14 protein-coding genes are annotated in these 18,373 nt (G+C 54.3%); 11 read left to right on the forward strand and 3 right to left on the reverse strand.

What is annotated here, in order from left to right:
• Positions 1–8: 8 nt before the first annotated feature.
• Positions 9–1,985: a CocE/NonD family hydrolase gene (locus AC2FI9_RS17420; protein WP_496769384.1), complete on the reverse strand. Its 1,977-nt coding sequence runs from the start codon at positions 1,983–1,985 to the stop codon at positions 9–11.
• Positions 1,986–2,114: 129 nt separating this feature from the next.
• Here AC2FI9_RS17420 and AC2FI9_RS17425 point away from each other — a divergent pair, with 129 nt between their 5' ends.
• Positions 2,115–2,876, forward strand: coding sequence for a helix-turn-helix transcriptional regulator (locus AC2FI9_RS17425; RefSeq protein ID WP_496769386.1), 762 nt, complete (start codon positions 2,115–2,117; stop codon positions 2,874–2,876).
• Positions 2,877–3,538: 662 nt separating this feature from the next.
• On the opposite strand, the gene AC2FI9_RS17430 is transcribed toward AC2FI9_RS17425, so the two are convergent.
• On the reverse strand, positions 3,539–4,174 hold the full coding sequence (locus AC2FI9_RS17430) for a TetR family transcriptional regulator C-terminal domain-containing protein (RefSeq protein WP_496769389.1): 636 nt from the start codon (positions 4,172–4,174) through the stop codon (positions 3,539–3,541).
• 127 nt (positions 4,175–4,301) lie between these two features.
• Here AC2FI9_RS17430 and AC2FI9_RS17435 point away from each other — a divergent pair, with 127 nt between their 5' ends.
• The 9 genes from AC2FI9_RS17435 (at position 4,302) to AC2FI9_RS17475 (ending at position 16,065) form a co-directional block, all read left to right on the forward strand.
• Positions 4,302–5,171, forward strand: a complete 870-nt coding sequence (locus tag AC2FI9_RS17435; RefSeq protein WP_496706694.1) for an ABC transporter permease — start codon at positions 4,302–4,304, stop codon at positions 5,169–5,171.
• A complete protein-coding gene (locus AC2FI9_RS17440) occupies positions 5,168–5,956 on the forward strand; it encodes an ABC transporter permease (RefSeq protein WP_496690593.1) in 789 nt (262 codons plus the stop codon). The genes AC2FI9_RS17435 and AC2FI9_RS17440 overlap by 4 nt, the downstream gene beginning before the upstream one ends.
• A complete protein-coding gene (locus tag AC2FI9_RS17445) occupies positions 5,953–7,050 on the forward strand; it encodes an ABC transporter ATP-binding protein (protein ID WP_496769392.1) in 1,098 nt (365 codons plus the stop codon). Before AC2FI9_RS17440 ends, AC2FI9_RS17445 begins: the two co-directional genes overlap by 4 nt.
• Positions 7,051–7,067: 17 nt before the next feature.
• Entirely contained in the window at positions 7,068–8,129 is a 1,062-nt protein-coding gene (locus AC2FI9_RS17450; protein ID WP_496769394.1) for an ABC transporter substrate-binding protein, read from the forward strand.
• 60 nt (positions 8,130–8,189) lie between these two features.
• Complete coding sequence (locus AC2FI9_RS17455; protein WP_496769396.1) at positions 8,190–10,250, forward strand: oxidoreductase; 2,061 nt, start codon at positions 8,190–8,192, stop codon at positions 10,248–10,250.
• On the forward strand, positions 10,250–11,482 hold the full coding sequence (locus tag AC2FI9_RS17460; protein ID WP_496769398.1) for an aromatic ring-hydroxylating oxygenase subunit alpha: 1,233 nt from the start codon (positions 10,250–10,252) through the stop codon (positions 11,480–11,482). Before AC2FI9_RS17455 ends, AC2FI9_RS17460 begins: the two co-directional genes overlap by 1 nt.
• Positions 11,475–13,037, forward strand: coding sequence for a trimethylamine methyltransferase family protein (locus AC2FI9_RS17465; RefSeq protein WP_496769399.1), 1,563 nt, complete (start codon positions 11,475–11,477; stop codon positions 13,035–13,037). The genes AC2FI9_RS17460 and AC2FI9_RS17465 overlap by 8 nt, the downstream gene beginning before the upstream one ends.
• Positions 13,030–14,391 carry an aminotransferase gene (locus tag AC2FI9_RS17470; protein WP_496769401.1) on the forward strand — a complete coding sequence of 454 codons (1,362 nt, stop codon included), beginning with the start codon at positions 13,030–13,032 and terminating at the stop codon, positions 14,389–14,391. The genes AC2FI9_RS17465 and AC2FI9_RS17470 overlap by 8 nt, the downstream gene beginning before the upstream one ends.
• Before the next feature lie 1,485 nt (positions 14,392–15,876).
• Positions 15,877–16,065, forward strand: coding sequence for a hypothetical protein (locus AC2FI9_RS17475; RefSeq protein ID WP_480794126.1), 189 nt, complete (start codon positions 15,877–15,879; stop codon positions 16,063–16,065).
• Positions 16,066–16,322: 257 nt separating this feature from the next.
• On the opposite strand, the gene AC2FI9_RS17480 is transcribed toward AC2FI9_RS17475, so the two are convergent.
• Positions 16,323–17,492 (reverse strand): hypothetical protein, encoded by a 1,170-nt coding sequence (locus tag AC2FI9_RS17480; RefSeq protein ID WP_496742162.1) that lies wholly within the window; start codon positions 17,490–17,492, stop codon positions 16,323–16,325.
• 198 nt (positions 17,493–17,690) lie between these two features.
• On the opposite strand from AC2FI9_RS17480, the gene AC2FI9_RS17485 reads away from it, so the two are divergent.
• Positions 17,691–18,341: a PepSY domain-containing protein gene (locus AC2FI9_RS17485; RefSeq protein WP_496769403.1), complete on the forward strand. Its 651-nt coding sequence runs from the start codon at positions 17,691–17,693 to the stop codon at positions 18,339–18,341.
• The last annotated feature ends 32 nt before the right edge of the window (positions 18,342–18,373 follow it).

The raw sequence follows: 18,373 nt of genomic DNA on the forward strand, positions 1-18,373 counted from the left end.
AGATTAAGTCACAGAAGCCCGCGCGGAATGGTTTCGGACCATTCCTTCGTCAGAACTTCGATTTCATCCGCGCCTTCGGTGGCGCGTAGCTTGCGGTCGAGATAAAAATTCTGTGCATCGCAGGTCATCCGGCATTCGGTTGAGATGGCGACCTGCCAATCCGCTCGTTCGAAGGTGAAATTCCAGGCGGTCTCGAAACATGCGGATGCCGGATCATCGGGGTGAATGCCGTAGTGCATGCGCACGTCACTACCGGCAGTCAGATCATGGTAGGGATCGCGCGCTTTGCCATAGTCATCAAATGTCTCCAGAACGATCCGACCATCGTCAGTCATGATGCGTTCGGATTGCGCGGATGGCAGACGCAATTGTTCAGCGGCAAGAACCGGATAATCCTGTGCCGGACCAGGTTCCGAGGCTTGAACTTCGTGCGTGACTTCGCGCACCGGCAGATGCAGGGCGCACTCCTGTAAGTGCAAAGTCACCTCGGCCGAACGGGGCGATGGCCAAACGATCGGCCAGTACGACGTCGTCAGCGCCAGTCGCAACACGTGGCCCTCGCGCAGATGATGCGCGCACTCATTTAGGGCAATCTCGGCCTCATAGATTTCACCCGGTTGCAGGGTTTCGGGCGCTTCGTGGCTGCGGTAGTGGCACAGGTTCAACGGACGATAGCTGATGCGCTGCGATACTCCTTCGGGCGAGACATCGCACAGCCTTGCGACAAGCTGGGCAACGGGTTGATCCACCGAGAATCGAAACTTTAGCTTTGCGCGGCCCAACAGCTCCAGCGGGGCTTGCAGCGGTGCGCTTTCAAAACACACCGACAGGGCATCATCCCTTGCCTGGTCGCCTGCAAGTTCATTGTCGATCCGCATGCCAGCGCAGAAATACCCGCCTTCCCGGCCGACATGACTGGGCGAGGCTATTGCAACCGTATCTGTCGCCGGTTCCTGCAAAAACCCGCCGGGTGTCAAATGCCAGACCTGTTCGGACACGTACGGCGACGGCCAGGTGGTTTCGGCAATCCAACGACCTCGCCGGGCAGAGTTGTGCGCCGTCGGGTTAAAATGCTCCTGCATGTACGTCCGGTACGCGGGCAGGTCCTCGGCCCCATTTTCCTGCCCCTTCAGCCAGCGGTCAAACCAGCCGATCACTTCGGAATGAAAGTCTGCAGGATCAAGTTTAGAGATGTGAGGATAACGGTGTTCCCACGGCCCGATGATGGCTTTGGTTGGCACCGTCAGACTTGCCGCCAAAGCCGGGGGCGCATTGACATAAGCATCTGCCCAGCCGGTGATTGCCAAAACGGGGGTTTGGATCGCGGACCAATCCTCGCAAACCGATCCATGTTTCCAAAACGCGTCACGCGTTTGATGGCGCAGCCAATCTGCGGCAGAGAATGGAACGTTTCTTAGCCGAGCCAGCCAGTCCTCTCGCCAGTCTGCACGAAGGTCCGGATCAGCGGGGCGGGTCAAATAGGCAAACATCTGGCTGCCCCAGTTCATGTTGTCACTCAGCAGGCACCCGCCCATAAAATGGATGTCATCCGCATAGCGATCCACGGTCGAGGCGACGCTGACAACGGCCTTCAACGCAGGTGGTTGCCGAAAGGCCAGTTGCAGGCCGTTGAATCCGCCCCACGATATTCCGATCATCCCGATATGACCGTCGCACCAATCCTGCGCGGCGATCCAGGCCAGGACCTCTTCACCATCGCGCAGTTCCAGCTCGGAGTATTCGTCGTCGAACTGCCCTTCGCTGTCCCCGGTGCCCGCGATGTCGACCCGGACGCAGGCATAACCTGCGTCGGCAAATACGGTGTGGGTCGTTTCATCTCTTGGCGCGGTGCCGTCGCGTTTGCGGTAAGGCAGGTATTCCAGAATTGCAGGGGCGGGACTGGATTCGGGCAACCAGATGCGCGCAGCCAACCGTCGCCCGTCGGCGAGCGTGATCCATGTGTTTTCGATGGGTTCAATTGGCATCTGGTCGCTTGTCTGTTGCAAAGTGATGCCGAAGAAGAAACCGATTTGCAGATAAAGCAAATTGTGTGATCTTGCGCGAACTGACGCGAATTGTCGTGATATAGCGTCAGAACGCGAAAGGTTTTGCCTATGTCAGAGAATTTTTCTGCCAACCTGCGATCATTATGCGCAGAGCATGGGAACATTTCGCAGATTTGCCGAGATATCGGCGTCAACAGACAGCAGTTCAATCGCTACCTGAACGGCGCCAGCCTGCCCTCTGCCCACAACATGCGGCGTATTGCGCGTCATTTCGACCTGACAGAAGCCGACTTGTTCGCGGAAACAGCAAGTTTCGAACGAATGCTCAAGCGTGCTCTGCCACAAGCCGGGAATACACCTACGGACGCGTTTCTGGGCCCTTTTCGGGGCCAGCAGAAAAACCTGCGACGTTACGTAGGCTTCTATCATTCCTATTTCTGCACGCCGTCCTGGGAAGGTAAGATTTTTTGTTCCCTGATCCGAATTCAGGAAAGGGATGGGCTGTTCACTATACGATCCCGGGAAATTGCCACCTCGCCAGACAAGAGCACACACCAGATTTCGCGTTACTCTGGCCTTGTGACGATGCGGGGTAACAGGATATTCGTGACCGAACATGAGCTGGCGCGCGAAGGCAGCGTCGCCAATACGATTTTGTATTCCGCACACCGCCAGCAACTAAAATATCTGCGCGGCATGACCATGGGCGTCGCCTGGCGCCCATACCCGCACCCCTACGCAGCCAAAACAATCTGGAAGCGCTTGCACGAGCGCGTATCAGCACGCGAGGCCATTGCCTCCTGCGGTATCTACCCTGCCCAAAGCAATAGGATCGATCCAACTGTCCGGAAGCACCTTTACGAGATTTGAAGCGCCGAAGCGACACAAGCGGCGGCACATTTTCTTTGGTGCGGCATCCAATTCCGGTGGCAATTTTTGATCCAAGGTTCGCGAAATCTGATGTGTCGATCAGCCTGATAACGCGACTTCATTTCCTACCGCTCTGATTCCAGGATTTGAAGCCCGAGATAATTTAGCGCCAGCTTTGCAAGAAGGCCCTGTTGACGCCATGGCATGAACCTTCTCCACTGCTTTAGCCAACACTAACCTAGGATCAGGACTCGTTGTTGCTTCATAGCTATCAACCTTGAAAAGTTCTCACCAAAGGCAGAAACCGCTACGATGTTCGGAGGTCTTCACGCTTTTTGCCTTTGATGGTTCCATGCCCCATCGCTAATTCTCTACAAGATTGGGCGGCAGCACTATTGGGATCCAAGCGGCAATCGACTGGGAATACGCAATTGAAAGGCTTTGGCTACGAGAGGGGCTGAAAGGGCCCCTAAAACAACCGACGAAAGGACGGCTCTGGGTGAATCCCTCTCGGGACATTGCGTTGCAATGCCCTGCTGGGCGATGGATAGGTCGCGTGTTCGGCTGGATGGCGCTTAGTAGCTGGGGGTATCACCAGTACCAGTTGTCGGCTTTCCAAGAAGGGGTTTTGTCTCTACGTCAAATCTGAGCGTCGCCAAGGCTCATAACATGAATTTGCCTGGGAAAAGCCCGCCTAAAAACCTTCGAATAAGTTCCGCAGAGCGTCGTCGCGAAAACATCTGCATATCGGTCAGGTAATTTACCCACATACCTTCCAGCAAGGCCAGAGTTCCGCTGGTGGCATCATCCACCAAGTTCGGATCTTGCTCGTTTTGTTGGGCTATCTCCAAGAACGCACGCCGCAAAGTCTCGACAAGTTTGGGGTCCTGAGTGCTGCTGTATCGGGCAATACCTGGATGTGAACTTGCGATGCCTCGGAATGCATGCCAGATTTTCGTACTTCGTGGATTGAGCAAAGCTTCGGACAGATCCGCCTCGATCACAGCCATCACTCGGTCTTCGGGCGATGCATCCGAGCCCAGATCGGTCATTCTGTCCATCTCGGCATAATACTCAGTACTGAAATGCTGGGCCGCAGCGGTCAGCAAATTGTCCTTCCCCCCGAAATGCAAATGGATCATTCCGCGCGACAGACCTGAGCGCTCGCAGATGCGACTGACCGAGGTATCGGTAACTCCAATATCAGCAATTGTATCCAGTGTCGCCTTAATCAGAAGCTGCCTATTGGCTTCCGGATCGCGCTTCGAACTACGCTTTCTTCCTTTAGGATCTGTCACTCTATTCAATGATTCCATTATCTTAGGGTCTTCTCATATGGGCCGCTCACAGGGAGATTGACACGAAAGGCCTTTCTGGCGCAACATTAAATGGACGATCGTCCATTAGCGACTCGTAAGTACCGAGATGGGAGATAGGGTGATTTTTCGTAGCGAAGCGTCCCGGGGTTATACCCTAAGCGCACCAGCCACGGCATACGTGGGGTTTCTGGTGGCGGCGCCTTTGGTGATCCTGATCGCCTATTCGTTCTGGACCCAAACCTACGTAACGCTCGACAAGACACCGACGTTGAAAAACTATAGCGACGCGCTTGCTGATCCGCTGGTTCGACACTTAATGCTAAGGTCGATCTGGATTGCCGGAGCAGTTACGGTAGTCACTGTCGCATTGGCCTATCCCATCGCCTACTTCATCGCGATGAAGGCCCGGAAAAAGACTATCTGGCTTCTGCTCATCACCATTCCGTTCTGGTCCAGCTATCTGCTGCGCGTATTTGCCTGGAAACTCATCCTTGGGTTCAACGGGGTGATGAATTCTGCACTGATGATGCTTGGTCTGATCGACGAACCGCTCGACTTCCTGCTGTACAACGAATTCGCTGTCGTGCTGACGCTTGCTCATGCGTGGGCACCTTTTGCGATCCTGCCGATCTATGTCTCGTTGCAGAAGATCGATCCAAGTCTGTTGGAGGCCGCCACAGACCTCGGCAACAGTCCTTTGCAACGCTTCATGCGGGTGACGCTGCCGCTGACGATCCCGGGGATCATTGCGGCTTGCCTGATCATCTTCATTCCGACTGTCGGCGACTACGTAACGCCCGCACTGGTCGGCGGATCGGACGGGAAGATGATCGCTAATCTTATTCAGGTGCAGTTCGGGGCTGCCAACAACTGGCCCCTCGGCGCCACACTTTCGCTGATCGCGATGCTGTCGGTTGGCTTCGTCGCCATCGTGTTTGTCATTACCGCCACCCAGCTTGGGAGGAGGATCAGATGAAGCGCCCCTCGACGCTGACAGCCTATGCTTTTCTGTATTTGGTCTTTCTGTACCTGCCGGTTCTTTTCCTACCTTTGTTCTCGTTCAACAGCGGTACAATCGTTGCCTTTCCGATCAAGGGCTGGACGCTGGACTGGTATCGGAAGCTGGGCGAACAGGATACGTTGATTCAGGCCCTTTGGAATTCGCTGGGTGTCGGCACGGTCGTCGCACTTCTATCCACCGCTATGGGGCTGTTCGCTGCGCGCGCCTTTGTTCGCTATCGTTTTCGGGGTCAGCGTGCAGCTGAAGGACTGGTGATGCTGCCGTTGGTTATTCCGGGCATTATCGTGGCCTCGTCAATGCTGGTCCTGTTTCTGTTTCTCGGTCTCAAGCCGTCTTTGCTGACCGTTGTTCTGGGCCATACGTTCCTCGCCTTGCCATTTTCCGTTTCGATCTTGAAGTCCGCGTTCGATGACTTCGACGCTTCGCTGGAAGAGGCATCTTACGATCTGGGCGTCGGCGTGTTCGAAACCTTCCGCCGCGTGACGCTGCCGGTCGTTTCCCCTGGCATCGTAGCCAGCATGCTGGTCACGTTCACTGTCAGCTTCGATGAGTTCGTCCTGGCCTTTTTCCTGTCAGGCAACCAGCCAACCCTGCCGGTCTATATCTGGAGCCAGATCCGTTTCCCTGCCAAGCTTCCCAATGTGCTGGCGCTTGGCTCCATCTTGCTGCTCACCTCGGTTCTGCTTCTGGTGCTGGCCGAGTATTTCCGCCGCCGCTCATCCGCATCAGAGGTCCGATGACAGACAGAAACATCATAGAACTCAGGGGCGTCGAAAAGCGCTATGGCACATTCCTGGCGGCCAGCGGGATCAATCTCGATCTCAAAGAGGGTGAGTTTTTCTCACTCCTAGGCCCCTCGGGATGCGGCAAGACTACGGTGTTGCGGATGATCGCGGGCTTCCAGGAACCGACCGAGGGCACCGTGCTGATCGACGGTCAGGATATGGAAGGTGTGCCTGCCAACAACCGCCCAACGAACATGGTCTTTCAGAGCTACGCCATCTTCCCGCACCTGAACGTCGGAAACAACGTGGCCTATGGCTTGCGGGGCAAGGCGCCCAAGGCTGAGATTGACCAGCGCGTGGCCGAGGCCCTGGAAATGGTCGAGCTGGGCGGTCTTCAGGATCGCGGTGCAAGCGAATTGTCGGGTGGGCAGCGGCAAAGGGTGGCGCTCGCCCGCGCGCTGATCATGCGACCCAAGGTGTTGTTACTGGATGAACCTTTGTCAGCGCTCGACAAGAAGCTGCGCGAACAGATGCAGTTTGAAATGCGTAATCTGCAGCAATCGCTTGGCATCACCTTTGTGATGGTCACCCACGACCAATATGAGGCGATGACCATGTCCGATCGTATTGGCGTGATGTTCAATGGACGGCTTAAGCAAGTGGACACACCGACCACGCTTTATGCCCGTCCTTGTGATCAGCAAGTGGCCAGTTTCATCGGTGAAATGAACATACTGCCTGCCCAGTTGTTGGGTGAAACCGGCGATATGTTGTCGATCGATGCAGCCGCCTTCGGGCGGATTGAGATTGAGAGAAACCCCAACGTTGCGACCAGCTCTAAAGACATGAACATCGGTATTCGCCCGGAACAATTGGAAATCGCTGCTGAAAAGCCCGAAGACTATCCATCAACGGTTCAAGGCACTGTCAGCAACGTCGCATTCTATGGCGAGAACATTCACTACCACATTCAGGTGGCGGGAGCTGAGAAACCAATCTCGGTCTCAGTTCCAAACTATTTTCACACGGTCGATTTCAAACGCGGCGACGCAGTTTGGCTGGGGCTTCAGGGGGCAAGCGTGATCGATCTAGGTACATACACAAAGTAAAATAGTGGGAGGATAAAATGAGACTTCAGGGAATTGCGGCCTTCGCATGTGCGACGGCGATAAGTACGGGAAGTGCCATAGCAGGTGGCGCCGATCTGACGGTTTTTGACTGGTCGGGATATGAAGATCCCGGGTTCTTTGCCAGCTACATGGAAAAATACGGGAATGAGGCACCAAGCTATTCCTATTTCGGAAGTCAGGAAGAAGCCTTTACGAAACTGAGTTCGGGTTTCACGGCTGATCTGGCGCATCCTTGTTCTGACGCGGTCCGGAAATGGGTCGCAGCCGACCTGATCCAGCCGCTGGATGAAAGCAAACTGACCAACTGGGCCGATGTTCTGCCCGAGATCAAGGAAGTCGACGCCATCGTCCTAGACGGCAAGCTTTACATGTTGCCGTTCGAGTGGGGGAACACGGGCCTTATCTATCGCACCGACAAAATCTCAGGCGACGATATCTCGCTGCAAATGCTGGCGGACCCGGCTTATGCAGGCAAGATCGCCGTCCCGGATGCCGCGTCATCTGCGTACGCCCTGGCTGCGCTGGCCACTGGAAACGCCGACGATTATACCAATCTGAGCGACGAGCAGTTCAAGGAAGCATCTGATTTCCTGCGCTCGATCCACCCGAACATGCGCTTTTACTGGTCCGATGCGGGTCAATTTGATCAGGCTATGACCAGCGGTGAGATCGAATTGGGTTGGGCCTGGAACCAGTCAGAACTGAATCTGATCTGGAACGAAGTGCCTGCCGCGATGATGCGTGATGTCGATAAGGGCATCGCGACCTGGGCGTGCGGTTACGTGCATCTGAAGTCTTCCACGACTCCGGTCGATCAGGTCTATGATCTGTTGAACGCGCTCACTGACCCTGCCAGCGGTCAGTACATCATCGACAACTGGGGCTACCCACATTCCAACGCAAAATCTTTCGAAGTTGCCGATCAGGCCAACATCGAAGCCTATGGTTTTGCGGACCCTAAAAGCTTCTTCGAAGGCAGTTTGTTCTTTGATGCGGTGAATCCCGAGCTTGAGGCGAAAATGCTGGCCGAATTTGAACGGATCAAAGCCGGCTTCTAACACAACCACATTTCCGGGGCCTTACGGCTCCGGATCCCAGATACAGGAAAACGCGTGAACATGTCGAACGCGAACCCATATGCTCTGCTTTTTGAACCGGTTCAGATTGGACCAGTCACAGCCAGAAATCGCTTTTATCAGGTGCCACATTGCACCGGGCTGGGGCATGTCCGACCGCGGGCGGATGCCGCCGTTCGTGGGATGAAAGCCGAAGGTGGGTGGGCGGTGGTTTCCAATCAGGAGACCGAGATTCACCCAACCTCAGACCTGTCTCCTTACGCCGAGGGGCGGCTATGGGACGGGCGCGATGTTCCCGCATTGCGGCTGATGACGGATGCGGTACATGCGCATGGTGCGCTGGCAGCTATCCAGCTGGTGCACAATGGCAACCATGCGCAGAACCTGCTGACCCGGGCTCCGGTTCTTGCACCTTCCGAGATGTCTGTCGATACGACGCATCCCAAGCAGGCGCAGGCCATGGATAAAGCTGATATTCGCGAGTTCCGCCGCTGGCACCGCGAGGCCGCCCTGCGCGCGAAAGATGCCGGATTTGACATCATTTACGTCTATGCCGGACACAACATGACGTTGGCGCAACATTTCATGCTGCCGCATATGAACCAGCGTAGTGATGAATATGGCGGGTCGCTTGAAAATCGCGTGCGCCTGACACGCGAACTGCTGGAAGATACCCACGAAGCTGTAGGTGACAGCTGCGCTGTGGCGCTCCGTTTTGCCATTGATGAGATGGTGGGCGCTGACGGCATGCAGGCTTCAGAAGAAGGCCGTGCCGTGGTCGAGCTTTTGGCCGATCTTCCTGACCTATGGGATGTGAATGTAGCCGACTGGTCCAATGACAGTGCGACAACCCGTTTTCAGCCAGAAGACGGATATCAGAACGCGTTTCTGTCGCACGTCAAACAGATCACACGGAAACCTGTGGTTGGTGTCGGTCGCCTGACGTCCCCCGACATGATGCTGTCGATGGTCAAAAAGGGAATTGTCGACCTCATCGGAGCCGCACGACCTTCCATTGCGGACCCATTCATTCCGAAAAAGATTGAAGACGGCAGGATCGACGAAATTCGCGAATGCATCGGCTGTAATATCTGCGTCTCATCTGACAATCTGGGCATCCCGATCCGCTGTACTCAAAACCCGACCATGGGTGAAGAATGGCGACGCGGTTGGCACCCCGAGATCATCGCGCCGAAGAAGAGCAACGCGGATACTTTGGTTATTGGCGGTGGCCCCGCCGGTCTTGAATGCGCCACGCAATTGGCAAGGCGAGGATATCAGGTGACCTTGGCCGAAGCCTCAGCTGAATTTGGTGGACGTGTTGCCAAGGAAAGCAAGCTACCCGGCCTTGCGGCCTGGTCGCGCGTTGTCGACTATCGGCTGAGTGATCTAAAACAGCGCAGCAACGTTCAGTTGTTCACTGACAGCAGACTTGATGGCGATCAGGTGGCAGAGCTTGGCGTCGAACACGTCTTTGTTGCCACCGGCAGCCATTGGCGTACTGATGGCACGGGGCGCAACACCCAGCGCCACCAACCCACGATTAAGCCCGATGCCATAGTGCTGACGCCTGATGATATTATGAATGGCCTTCTGCCCCCGGTTGGACCGGTGATGATCTATGATGATGACCATATTTATCTGGCAGGGGTAATCGCTGAAAAACTGGCGACCGCCGGATACCAGGTGGTCTTCGTCACGCCAGAGAGTTTAGTTTCAACTTACGCCGTCAATACTTTGGAGCAGCCTCGTATTCAGGCCCGCCTGATCGAGCTTGGTATCGACATTCGCTGCAATCAGGTGCTGACGGCGGTTGAAGGTGACATCGCGCGCATCGGGTGTGCCTTTACTGGACGCGAAACGGGTGTTCCGTGTGCCTCGACAATTCTGGTTACCGAGCGCCACCGAGAGACAGCGCTTTATGACAGCTTGCACGGGATCGGTTTGAAAACCCTCGAACTTATTGGCGATGCCGCGTCTCCGGGGTTGATCGTGGACGCAGTCTTCGCAGGCCACCGCGCCGCCCGCGATTTTGAACGCCCCAAGGTAGAAGCAGACAAGGACTGGTTTCGCCGCGAGATAATCGATTTGGAGGACACGTGATGAACAGCCGACCGTTTGAATTAGATGGATTGATGGCCTCGCACCAGCACGGCCACGCGCTGCCACGTGAATTCTATACCTCGCAAGACATCTATAATTTTGACATTGCCCAGGTCTGGAACCGCAACTGGCTTTGGGCCGGGCATGTCAGTCAAATCCCAAACCCCGGTGACTACTTCCTGTTCGACTATGGCCCGGAGAGCATTATCGTTGTTCGCGACCGCGAAGGCGAAGTTCGCGCCCATTTGAATGTCTGCCGCCATAGGGGTTCTCGCGTTTGCACTGAACAGTCCGGCAACGCCCGTGTTCTTGTTTGCCCGTATCACGCTTGGACATATGAGCTATCGGGAAAACTTCGTGCGGGCCACAATATGGGGGAACATTTTGACCCATCCAAATTCGGACTCTTTCCCGTTCAGGTGAGTGTCTTCAAAGGCCTGATCTTTGTCTGTGCCGATGCAAACACGCCATCGCTAGATCCTGTCCTCAGCCAGCTTTCGCCACTCGTCGAACCCTATGGTTTAGACGATTTGAAAATTGCGCATACGGCGTCATTTCCAGTTCCGGCGAATTGGAAACTGGCGGTTGAGAACTATCTTGAATGCTACCATTGCGGACCAGCACACAAAGAATACTCTCGCTCTCATAGCTTGAAATCGCCACAAGACATGGCTGGCTTGGTCGAACCGCTAAAGGCAAGGGCTGCTGAAGTCGGCCTGTTACCTGATGAATTGGCGCTTGTTGGCGAGGCTGCGCCCACCCCGTTCACCAGCGGGTACTATCGGCGCTATCCGCTTTATCAAGGCTATAGAACCGGCAGCAAATCGGGCGAGGCGCTTGCGCCATTGCTTGGAATGCTGAAAGGCTATGACGGTGGCGCAACAGACTTTGATGTTGGCCCGTTGAATTGGTTCCTGATCTATTCGGATCACATGGTGGGTTACCGCTTTGTTCCACGTGGTCTGCAGGAAACCGACATTCAGGTGGTCTGGCTGGTTCGCGCTGATGCTGAAGAAGGCCAAGATTACAACAAAGAAGACCTGACCTGGCTTTGGCATGTCACCTCTTTGGATGACGAGCGCATTATTCGCCACAACCAGTCCGGCGTGAATTCTCAATACTTCCAACCGGGCCCCTTGGGCGAAATGGAAACCTCGATCCAGGATTTTTACGATTTCTATTTCACCATGATCAGCCCGGAACCAGAACAAAGGATGGCCGGTCATGGCTGAGGCAAAATCACGCCGTCGCGGCGGCGGCGGACGCGCCGCGCGCATAAAGGTGCAACAGGCGACCACGGGCAACGAGGCTGTGCGTGGAGGCTTAAGCGGCGGGCGCTATAAGCCGTTGACCCAATCAGATATGGAGAACATCCACCAAGCGGCCCTGACCGTTCTGGAAAACACTGGCGTCACCGACCATTTCCCGGAACTGCTTGATCTGGTGCTGTCCAAGGGCGCGGTGATGAATGACCTCAATCGACTGTGCTTCCCCCGTGCCCTGATGGAAGACATTCTGGCTGGTGCTGCCAGGGAATTTTACGTCTATGCCCGAGGAGAACGTGAAGGCAAAGACGACATGCATTGCAAGGCGGAGAGTGTCTATTTCGCCAACTCTGGCACCGCCGTCACCACCTTCGATTCCGAGACCAAAACTTATCGCCCTTCGGTCCTGCGCGATGTTTATGATTTCACTCGTCTGGTTGACCGTTTGGACAATATTCATATGCTGGGCGACACGGTGTTGGCCACCGACGTGACCGATGATTTCGCTCACGACATGAACACCATATATGCGATGCTCGCAGGTAGCCAAAAGCCTGCCTGTCTGACCTTTCGCGACCGCAGCCATATCCCGCATGCCATCCGAATGTTTGATTTGGCTCAGGGTGGTGAAGGCGCTTTCATGAAAAAGCCAAGCGTCATTTTTGGTGGCTGCCCCATGGTTTCGCCCCTGCGGATCGGTAAGGAAAACATGGAAATCCTGATTGATACCGCCAAGCTTGGTCTGACTGTCGATCTGGCTGTGCCTCCTCAGGCCGGGGCCACAGCCCCCGCGACGCTTGCGGGAACACTGGTTCAAACCGTGGCCGAAACACTGGCCTGCGTTGCCATTGTAAACCTCATTACGCCGGGCTGCCCGGTCTGTTTTGCCGCCTGGCCCTTCATCACGGACTTGCGCAGCGGGTCGTTTACCGGCGGCAGCGGTGAACAGGCTCTCATCGGGGCAGCGGCCATTCAGATGGGCAATTTCTATGGCCTGCCCACATCCGTTGGCGCAGGCATGACCGATGCCAAAATACCCGACGCGCAATACGGGTTGGAAAAGGCGCTGACCTTCACACTTGCCGCACATGCCGGTGCCAATCGCCTTTGCGAGTTTGGCGGTATGATCGGCAGCCTGATGGGATGCAGTTTTGAAAGCATGGTTATCGATGACGAAGCGGGTGGTATGATCCTGCGATCATTACGCGGGATAGAAGTCACAGATGAAACCATGGCGGTGGATGTGATCCACCAATGCGCCATTGATCCAGGTCATTTCCTCGGCAACCCACACACGCTGAACTATATGAACACCGAATTTGTCTACCCGCGGCTCATGGATCGTGAGCGTACAGATACATGGGAAAACGAAGGCAAAACTGATCTATTGGACCGCGCCCGTGACAAGGCCAATTCCATTCTCGACAGCCATTTTCCCAACTACTTCGGCGCTTCAGACGCTCAGGTGCGCGAAGAGTTCCCAATTGTGATGAGCGCAGAAAGTATGGCCCGCCGTGGATAACTCTAACGCCAAGCACTGGGACAACGACCATTTCCTGCACCCGTGGGAAGGGATGGCAACTTTGGGCGAAAACGACCGCACTTTTATCGAAGGTGCCAGCGGCATCCATGTGGTGAACGAAAAAGGCGAACGCTTGATCGATGGACCGGGCGGCATGTGGTGCACCCAGATCGGTTATGGGCGCGAGGAGATGGCCGAGGCCATGGCTGAGCAGGCTCGGAACCTTGCCTATTTCTCGCCCTTTAACAACTCCAACTCGACTGCCGCGCGGTTCGCACGCGAAATCGCCAAACGGGCGCCGGGCGACTTGAACAATGTCTTTTTTACCACCGGCGGTTCCACTGCGGTGGATACGGCCATCCGCTTTGTCCACTTTCGAAACAACCTTTTGGGTCTGCCCGAGAAAAAGAAGATCATTTCAAGGCAAAAAGCCTATCACGGAAGCACTTATCTGGCGGCCAGCGTCAGTGGAAAAGAGCGTGACAGGCTTTGGTTAGACAAGGCGGATGACCTCGCACATTTCCTGCCTGACGTGAATCCGCTCTACCGTGCAACTAGTCAAAGCGAAGAGAGCTTTCTGAAAGAGAAGGTTTCCGATCTTGAAAACGCCATTGTGGCACTTGGTCCAGAAAATGTTGCCGCTTTTATCGCCGAACCTGTTCTGGCATCTGGCGGCGTGATCGTACCGCCAAAAGGATATCACGAAGGCTGCCTAAACATCTGCAGGAAGTATGATGTTCTATATATCTCGGACGAAGTGGTGACAGCTTTTGGGCGATTGGGTCATTGGTTTTCGTCTGATGCAGTTTTTGGCATTCAGCCAGACATAATCACCTGTGCCAAAGGAATGACATCCGGGTATGCACCTATGGGCGCCGCGGTTATCTCGGATAGATTGATCGCCGACGTTGCGGGAAAAGATGCTACCTTTTCTAATGGTTACACCTATTCTGGCCACCCGGTCAGCGCGGCCGCTGGTCTAAAAAGTATGGAAATTATTGAACGGGAACAGCTTCTCGAACACGTTCGGAACGTCGCTCCGGTATTTCAGGATCAACTACAGCAGCTGCGTCAAATTGACATCGTTGCCGATGTGCGCGGGATGGGGTTGATGGGATGCGTTCAATGCTCAGTTGATGGTGATCCCCGGAGCGACCTGGGATGCGACTACGAGATTGGCGGCCAAATCGATATTGAATGCCAGAAACGTGGGCTACTTGTTCGACCTGTGATCAACATGTGTGTTCTTTCACCGCCCCTAATGATTAGCGAAAGTGAAATTGAGCAGATGTTTTCTGTCTTGCGCAAAGGGCTTGAAGCGACAAGTGCATGGCTCGGCGGGATCAGGGACTAATGAAATGCGTGCGCCTTTGTTGTGAATGTCCAGAGATCGGGATGCCATTGAAGCATTTGAGCTTAGAGCTCAAGGTCCGTTTCTCCAATTGAGCGTTTGGGTCAAGCTCGATTTCCTTGATTGTAAGGGGCCATATTCACTCTTCCGGGTCACACTTCTCTTCGCAGTCTGGGTGATGCCGGATGACTCACTTCGTTTTTTACAATTGCCTGGGCCACAGTCGACGGCCGTCCTTCCCAACGGGAATTGAGTAGCCGAACGCATGGAGTTGTTTTGTATTTTCTAATCACTTGTGAACTCACCTAAAGCTTGAGAGTTCATGATGTCTGTTTCCTTTTGAAGGCATCATAAGCTTCTAGGTGCTAGTTCTCACTAACTCTCTCGTCGCGCTCGTTTTCAGCGCCTGTGCGAATGGTCTCTCAGAAGCGCGAGAGAATGCACCTAAAAGGAGTTTTCGGCATGTTTCGCCGACCGGTCAGAGTTTTCACACAGCCTCCGGACAAAGCTGCCGTCGGTTAAATGGTTGCTTGTGACGGGTCTATGGCCCAAACCGGACGTTCCCAGCTGAGCTTTGCAAATCCCGAGTTGCTTAAGAAAGCAAAAAAGTCCGTGGCGAAGGCTTTGCCAAAGCCCCGTTCGGGCCAACCATAGACGCAGTTTAGATGAATTCTTCGCCACAACTGAGGTCTTGCGCAGGTCCATCCCTTCGAATCTGGCAATTCGACCGAATGACTGCAAACTGAATTTAGTGCGAGAAACCACCAATGCACTCAATTCAGGACATCAGCGATTGCCCTTATCAGGTTCAACACTTCATAAGTTTCACGGTTTATTTCGTAAACGTAGTTTCCGGCTCGCACGTAATATCCATTGCGCCGCAATCCCCACCGGCTAGGATTATCGACTCGGGCATACCCATCATAAATGTAGTCCCCACGACGGTATTTTTTGGCCTGTCTTGGCGGTACGAACGGGACCGCTTTTTTCGCCAAGCCTGGTGGACAAAGTCCGGATTTGGATTTCACTTGGATTGGCGGGTAGCGCCAACTCCACTAGCTTGCCCTGTGTTATGGCTGCACAAACTGGGATTTGCGTTGGCTGGTGACGCACCTTGTGCGGTCAGTGCCAGCGCCAAAACTCCAATAATTTTTTTCCTAACGAGCACCTTCTCTATCTTAACAGCCTAGATATAAGTTTGAATGGGTCATGGCGAGTTCATCAGCGAAGAGTCGCTTTCCTGTACGATAAATTGCTTACGACCTGAGACCATGTGCTGAGATTGTGATCGCATGATCCAACCAAAGTGCCAGGTTAGGGTGCTCTTCGTCCACCTCGTCGCCCGCTTAATCCTTTGTCTTTATTTCGCGAACAACATTAACCGAACGTGAACAATGTGTTCTCAAAGTGTTCAATCAAACTGAGGCATAGTGCTCATGTTGGATCGAACGAGTTGTAAACCGTTTGATCGCTGACAAGGGGAAACGCATGATTAAGTCTGCCTTTGTGACTGAAGAGTCCAGCCCAACAACTGTGATGCAAACCTCCGGCAAAGTTGCCGTGGAACGTTTGTCAACCACAACAAGGTCGAGCAGTGGTCGCTTCCCTCCTATAGAAAATGCACTGACAGAAATCGTTAAAAACAAGCGGCTTTTTGAGGCACATAACAACGTCTGAAGACAGTTCAGCAGACTCTCAAACAATTCCCGATATTCGTCCTAAATATTGGAATTGATAACTAAATCCTGCTCCGGTTTGGGGCGGGGTTTCTTTTTGTGCGCCCTAGGGAAATTGACGCAACCTTTGGCGAACTCAATGAACTTCGGGCCAGCCGCTTCTCACTCTTGGGAAACATTTGGCTGGCCCGGCGCTGAGTGCTTCCGTGAGTGGTCAGCACTTCGAGTTGATTGACGAGAAGAGGCTGGGATCTTTCGTTACAGACCCAACAACGCTTTCACCTCTTCTTCAACTGCGTCGGTGACGGGTTTGTTGGCTGCGGCTTCCAGCGCTTCTCGCTCAGCCAATTCTTGTTCATCAACCAGATCAACGAGTTCTTGCACTTCTTCGGTTGCTTCTTCGTATTCAACAGCAGCTTGTCGTTCGTCGTTCAGGTCCTGTGCTTCTTCGACCGAACTGTCTAAATCCGCACGTGCTTCTTCGAGCTGTTCTTCGATTTCAGGATCCGTTCCACCGGCGTCTTCGAGCGCCTGTTCAAGGTCTTCGACCCTCTCTTGATTCTCTTGAACGTCGACCAGAGCTGTGCGCAAGTCTTCTTCTATCTCGGGAATAGTCCGCTCTGGAGGTTCCAATCCGGCGAGTTCTTCCAATTGTTCCGCAAGCTCCTCGCGCAGCGGCTCTCCGGCTAGAACGGTGTCTCGGTAATTGGCAATTCGACCGACACGGGAATTGGGTGCAGCGTTTTCTAATGCAGTTGCGTTGGCATTGGCTGCGTTAAGCGCTCCTAATTCGGACGGGTGAGCGCCGAGAAGCGCCGCCATACTGTTCCCTTTGGTTCGCACGGCCGGGCGGATGGACTCTTCGACAATCACGGTTGTTGATGATTTCGAATATGTCCTTGGCTTTTGCTTACCGCTATGAGTGGTCGTGTTTTTCTTTGAAGTGTTAAACGTTCTAGTCTTACCTTTTCCGCTGAAGATATCCTTCAATGTAAAACGACCGCTATTCCCAGAAGCAGAGCGCGAGGATTTTGACTTCGAGTTTCCAAAAATGGACTTCCCAGCACTTCGCCCACTCCGGCCTTTGTCGGCATCTTTCTTTCCGCCTTTGTTACCGGCAGAACTGTGGTCGCTACGGTCTCCTTTATCTGAGTTCCCTTTGCCGCTGCTATTACCTTTTCCGCCGCCGTTTCCTCCAGCGTTTCCATTATCGGCGCCCTTGCCGTTTCCGCCAGCGTCACCTTTTCCGCCGCCGTTTCCTCCACCTTTACCGTTTCCTCCACCTTTACCGTTTCCTCCGCCATTGCCTTTACCTTCCTTAGCAAAGGCTACATCCGGCGCGGCGATGGTGGCCACGATGGCAGTTGATCCCAGCAACGCGATTGCCAAGGTTGATGCTTTTAACAGTCCAAAATTGGTGGTTTTCATAACAGCCTCCTCAGTGGAAATCAGCGGACGTTAATTCTTTAAATCGGCTCTCTGTGTTCCAAAGTCTCGATTCACGTACGAATCTTCAAAGTTCGTTTCCATTTAACTTGAGGGTAATTGAACGCAGGGCTAACTGCTTGTTCATCATCGGTTCATGTCGAAAGACGTAGCCTCTAGCCGCGAAATACGAGGACGTTCATGCGTGCGAAGGTGATCTTGATTGTTGCAAGTTTGCTGGTTGCTTTGCCCATTGGGGAAGCGGCTGCCCAGACGCGCGAGCTCATGCAAGGTGAACTGCGCAAGGCGACCTTGACCGGCGGCACCATCCGTTTGAAACGGGTTATCAAAGGCGTCGAGAAAGCCTTTGGTGGCACCCCCGTTGATGCGCGCGCGTTTCAGGCTGATCAAATTTACTATCGCATTCTTGTCAAAAAGCCCGATGGAAAAATTGTCAGTGTAATTGTGAATGCCCAGACCGGAACGGTCGTTTCCAATCGATCCAGTGTTGGTCGACAAATATCGAAAGCAGCGCGTTCGACACCTGCTGACGTCAGCAACAGTCGCAATACTTCTACGAGCCGTGGAAACAATGGCAACGGAGGTGGCAACGCTGGTGGCAACGGGAATGCTGGAGGCAATGGCAACGGTGGCGACAACGGCAATGCTGGAGGCAACGGCGGCGGCAATGGCAATGCTGGAGGCAACGGCGGCGGCAATGGCAACGCCGGTGGCAATGGCAACGGTGGCGGCAACGGTAACGGCGGCGGCAATGGGAACGGCGGTGGTAACGCAGGTGGCAATGGCAACGGCGGTGGGAATTCTGGCGGGAACGGCAAAGGCGATCGTTAAAAATAGTGCTTAAACTAATGCCGTTGCGACTG

It is taken from the genome of Ruegeria sp. CDSA246 (assembly GCF_059611225.1).

Coding starts and splice junctions, on each gene's coding strand:
- AC2FI9_RS17440 (WP_496690593.1), top strand. CDS start 5,168: ATGAAGCGCCCCTCGACGCTGACAGCCTATGCTTTTCTGTATTTGGTC.
- AC2FI9_RS17445 (WP_496769392.1), top strand. CDS start 5,953: ATGACAGACAGAAACATCATAGAACTCAGGGGCGTCGAAAAGCGCTAT.
- AC2FI9_RS17435 (WP_496706694.1), top strand. CDS start 4,302: ATGGGAGATAGGGTGATTTTTCGTAGCGAAGCGTCCCGGGGTTATACC.
- AC2FI9_RS17450 (WP_496769394.1), top strand. CDS start 7,068: ATGAGACTTCAGGGAATTGCGGCCTTCGCATGTGCGACGGCGATAAGT.
- AC2FI9_RS17465 (WP_496769399.1), top strand. CDS start 11,475: ATGGCTGAGGCAAAATCACGCCGTCGCGGCGGCGGCGGACGCGCCGCG.
- AC2FI9_RS17420 (WP_496769384.1), bottom strand. CDS start 1,985: ATGCCAATTGAACCCATCGAAAACACATGGATCACGCTCGCCGACGGG.
- AC2FI9_RS17480 (WP_496742162.1), bottom strand. CDS start 17,492: ATGAAAACCACCAATTTTGGACTGTTAAAAGCATCAACCTTGGCAATC.
- AC2FI9_RS17455 (WP_496769396.1), top strand. CDS start 8,190: ATGTCGAACGCGAACCCATATGCTCTGCTTTTTGAACCGGTTCAGATT.
- AC2FI9_RS17460 (WP_496769398.1), top strand. CDS start 10,250: ATGAACAGCCGACCGTTTGAATTAGATGGATTGATGGCCTCGCACCAG.
- AC2FI9_RS17425 (WP_496769386.1), top strand. CDS start 2,115: ATGTCAGAGAATTTTTCTGCCAACCTGCGATCATTATGCGCAGAGCAT.
- AC2FI9_RS17475 (WP_480794126.1), top strand. CDS start 15,877: ATGATTAAGTCTGCCTTTGTGACTGAAGAGTCCAGCCCAACAACTGTG.
- AC2FI9_RS17485 (WP_496769403.1), top strand. CDS start 17,691: ATGCGTGCGAAGGTGATCTTGATTGTTGCAAGTTTGCTGGTTGCTTTG.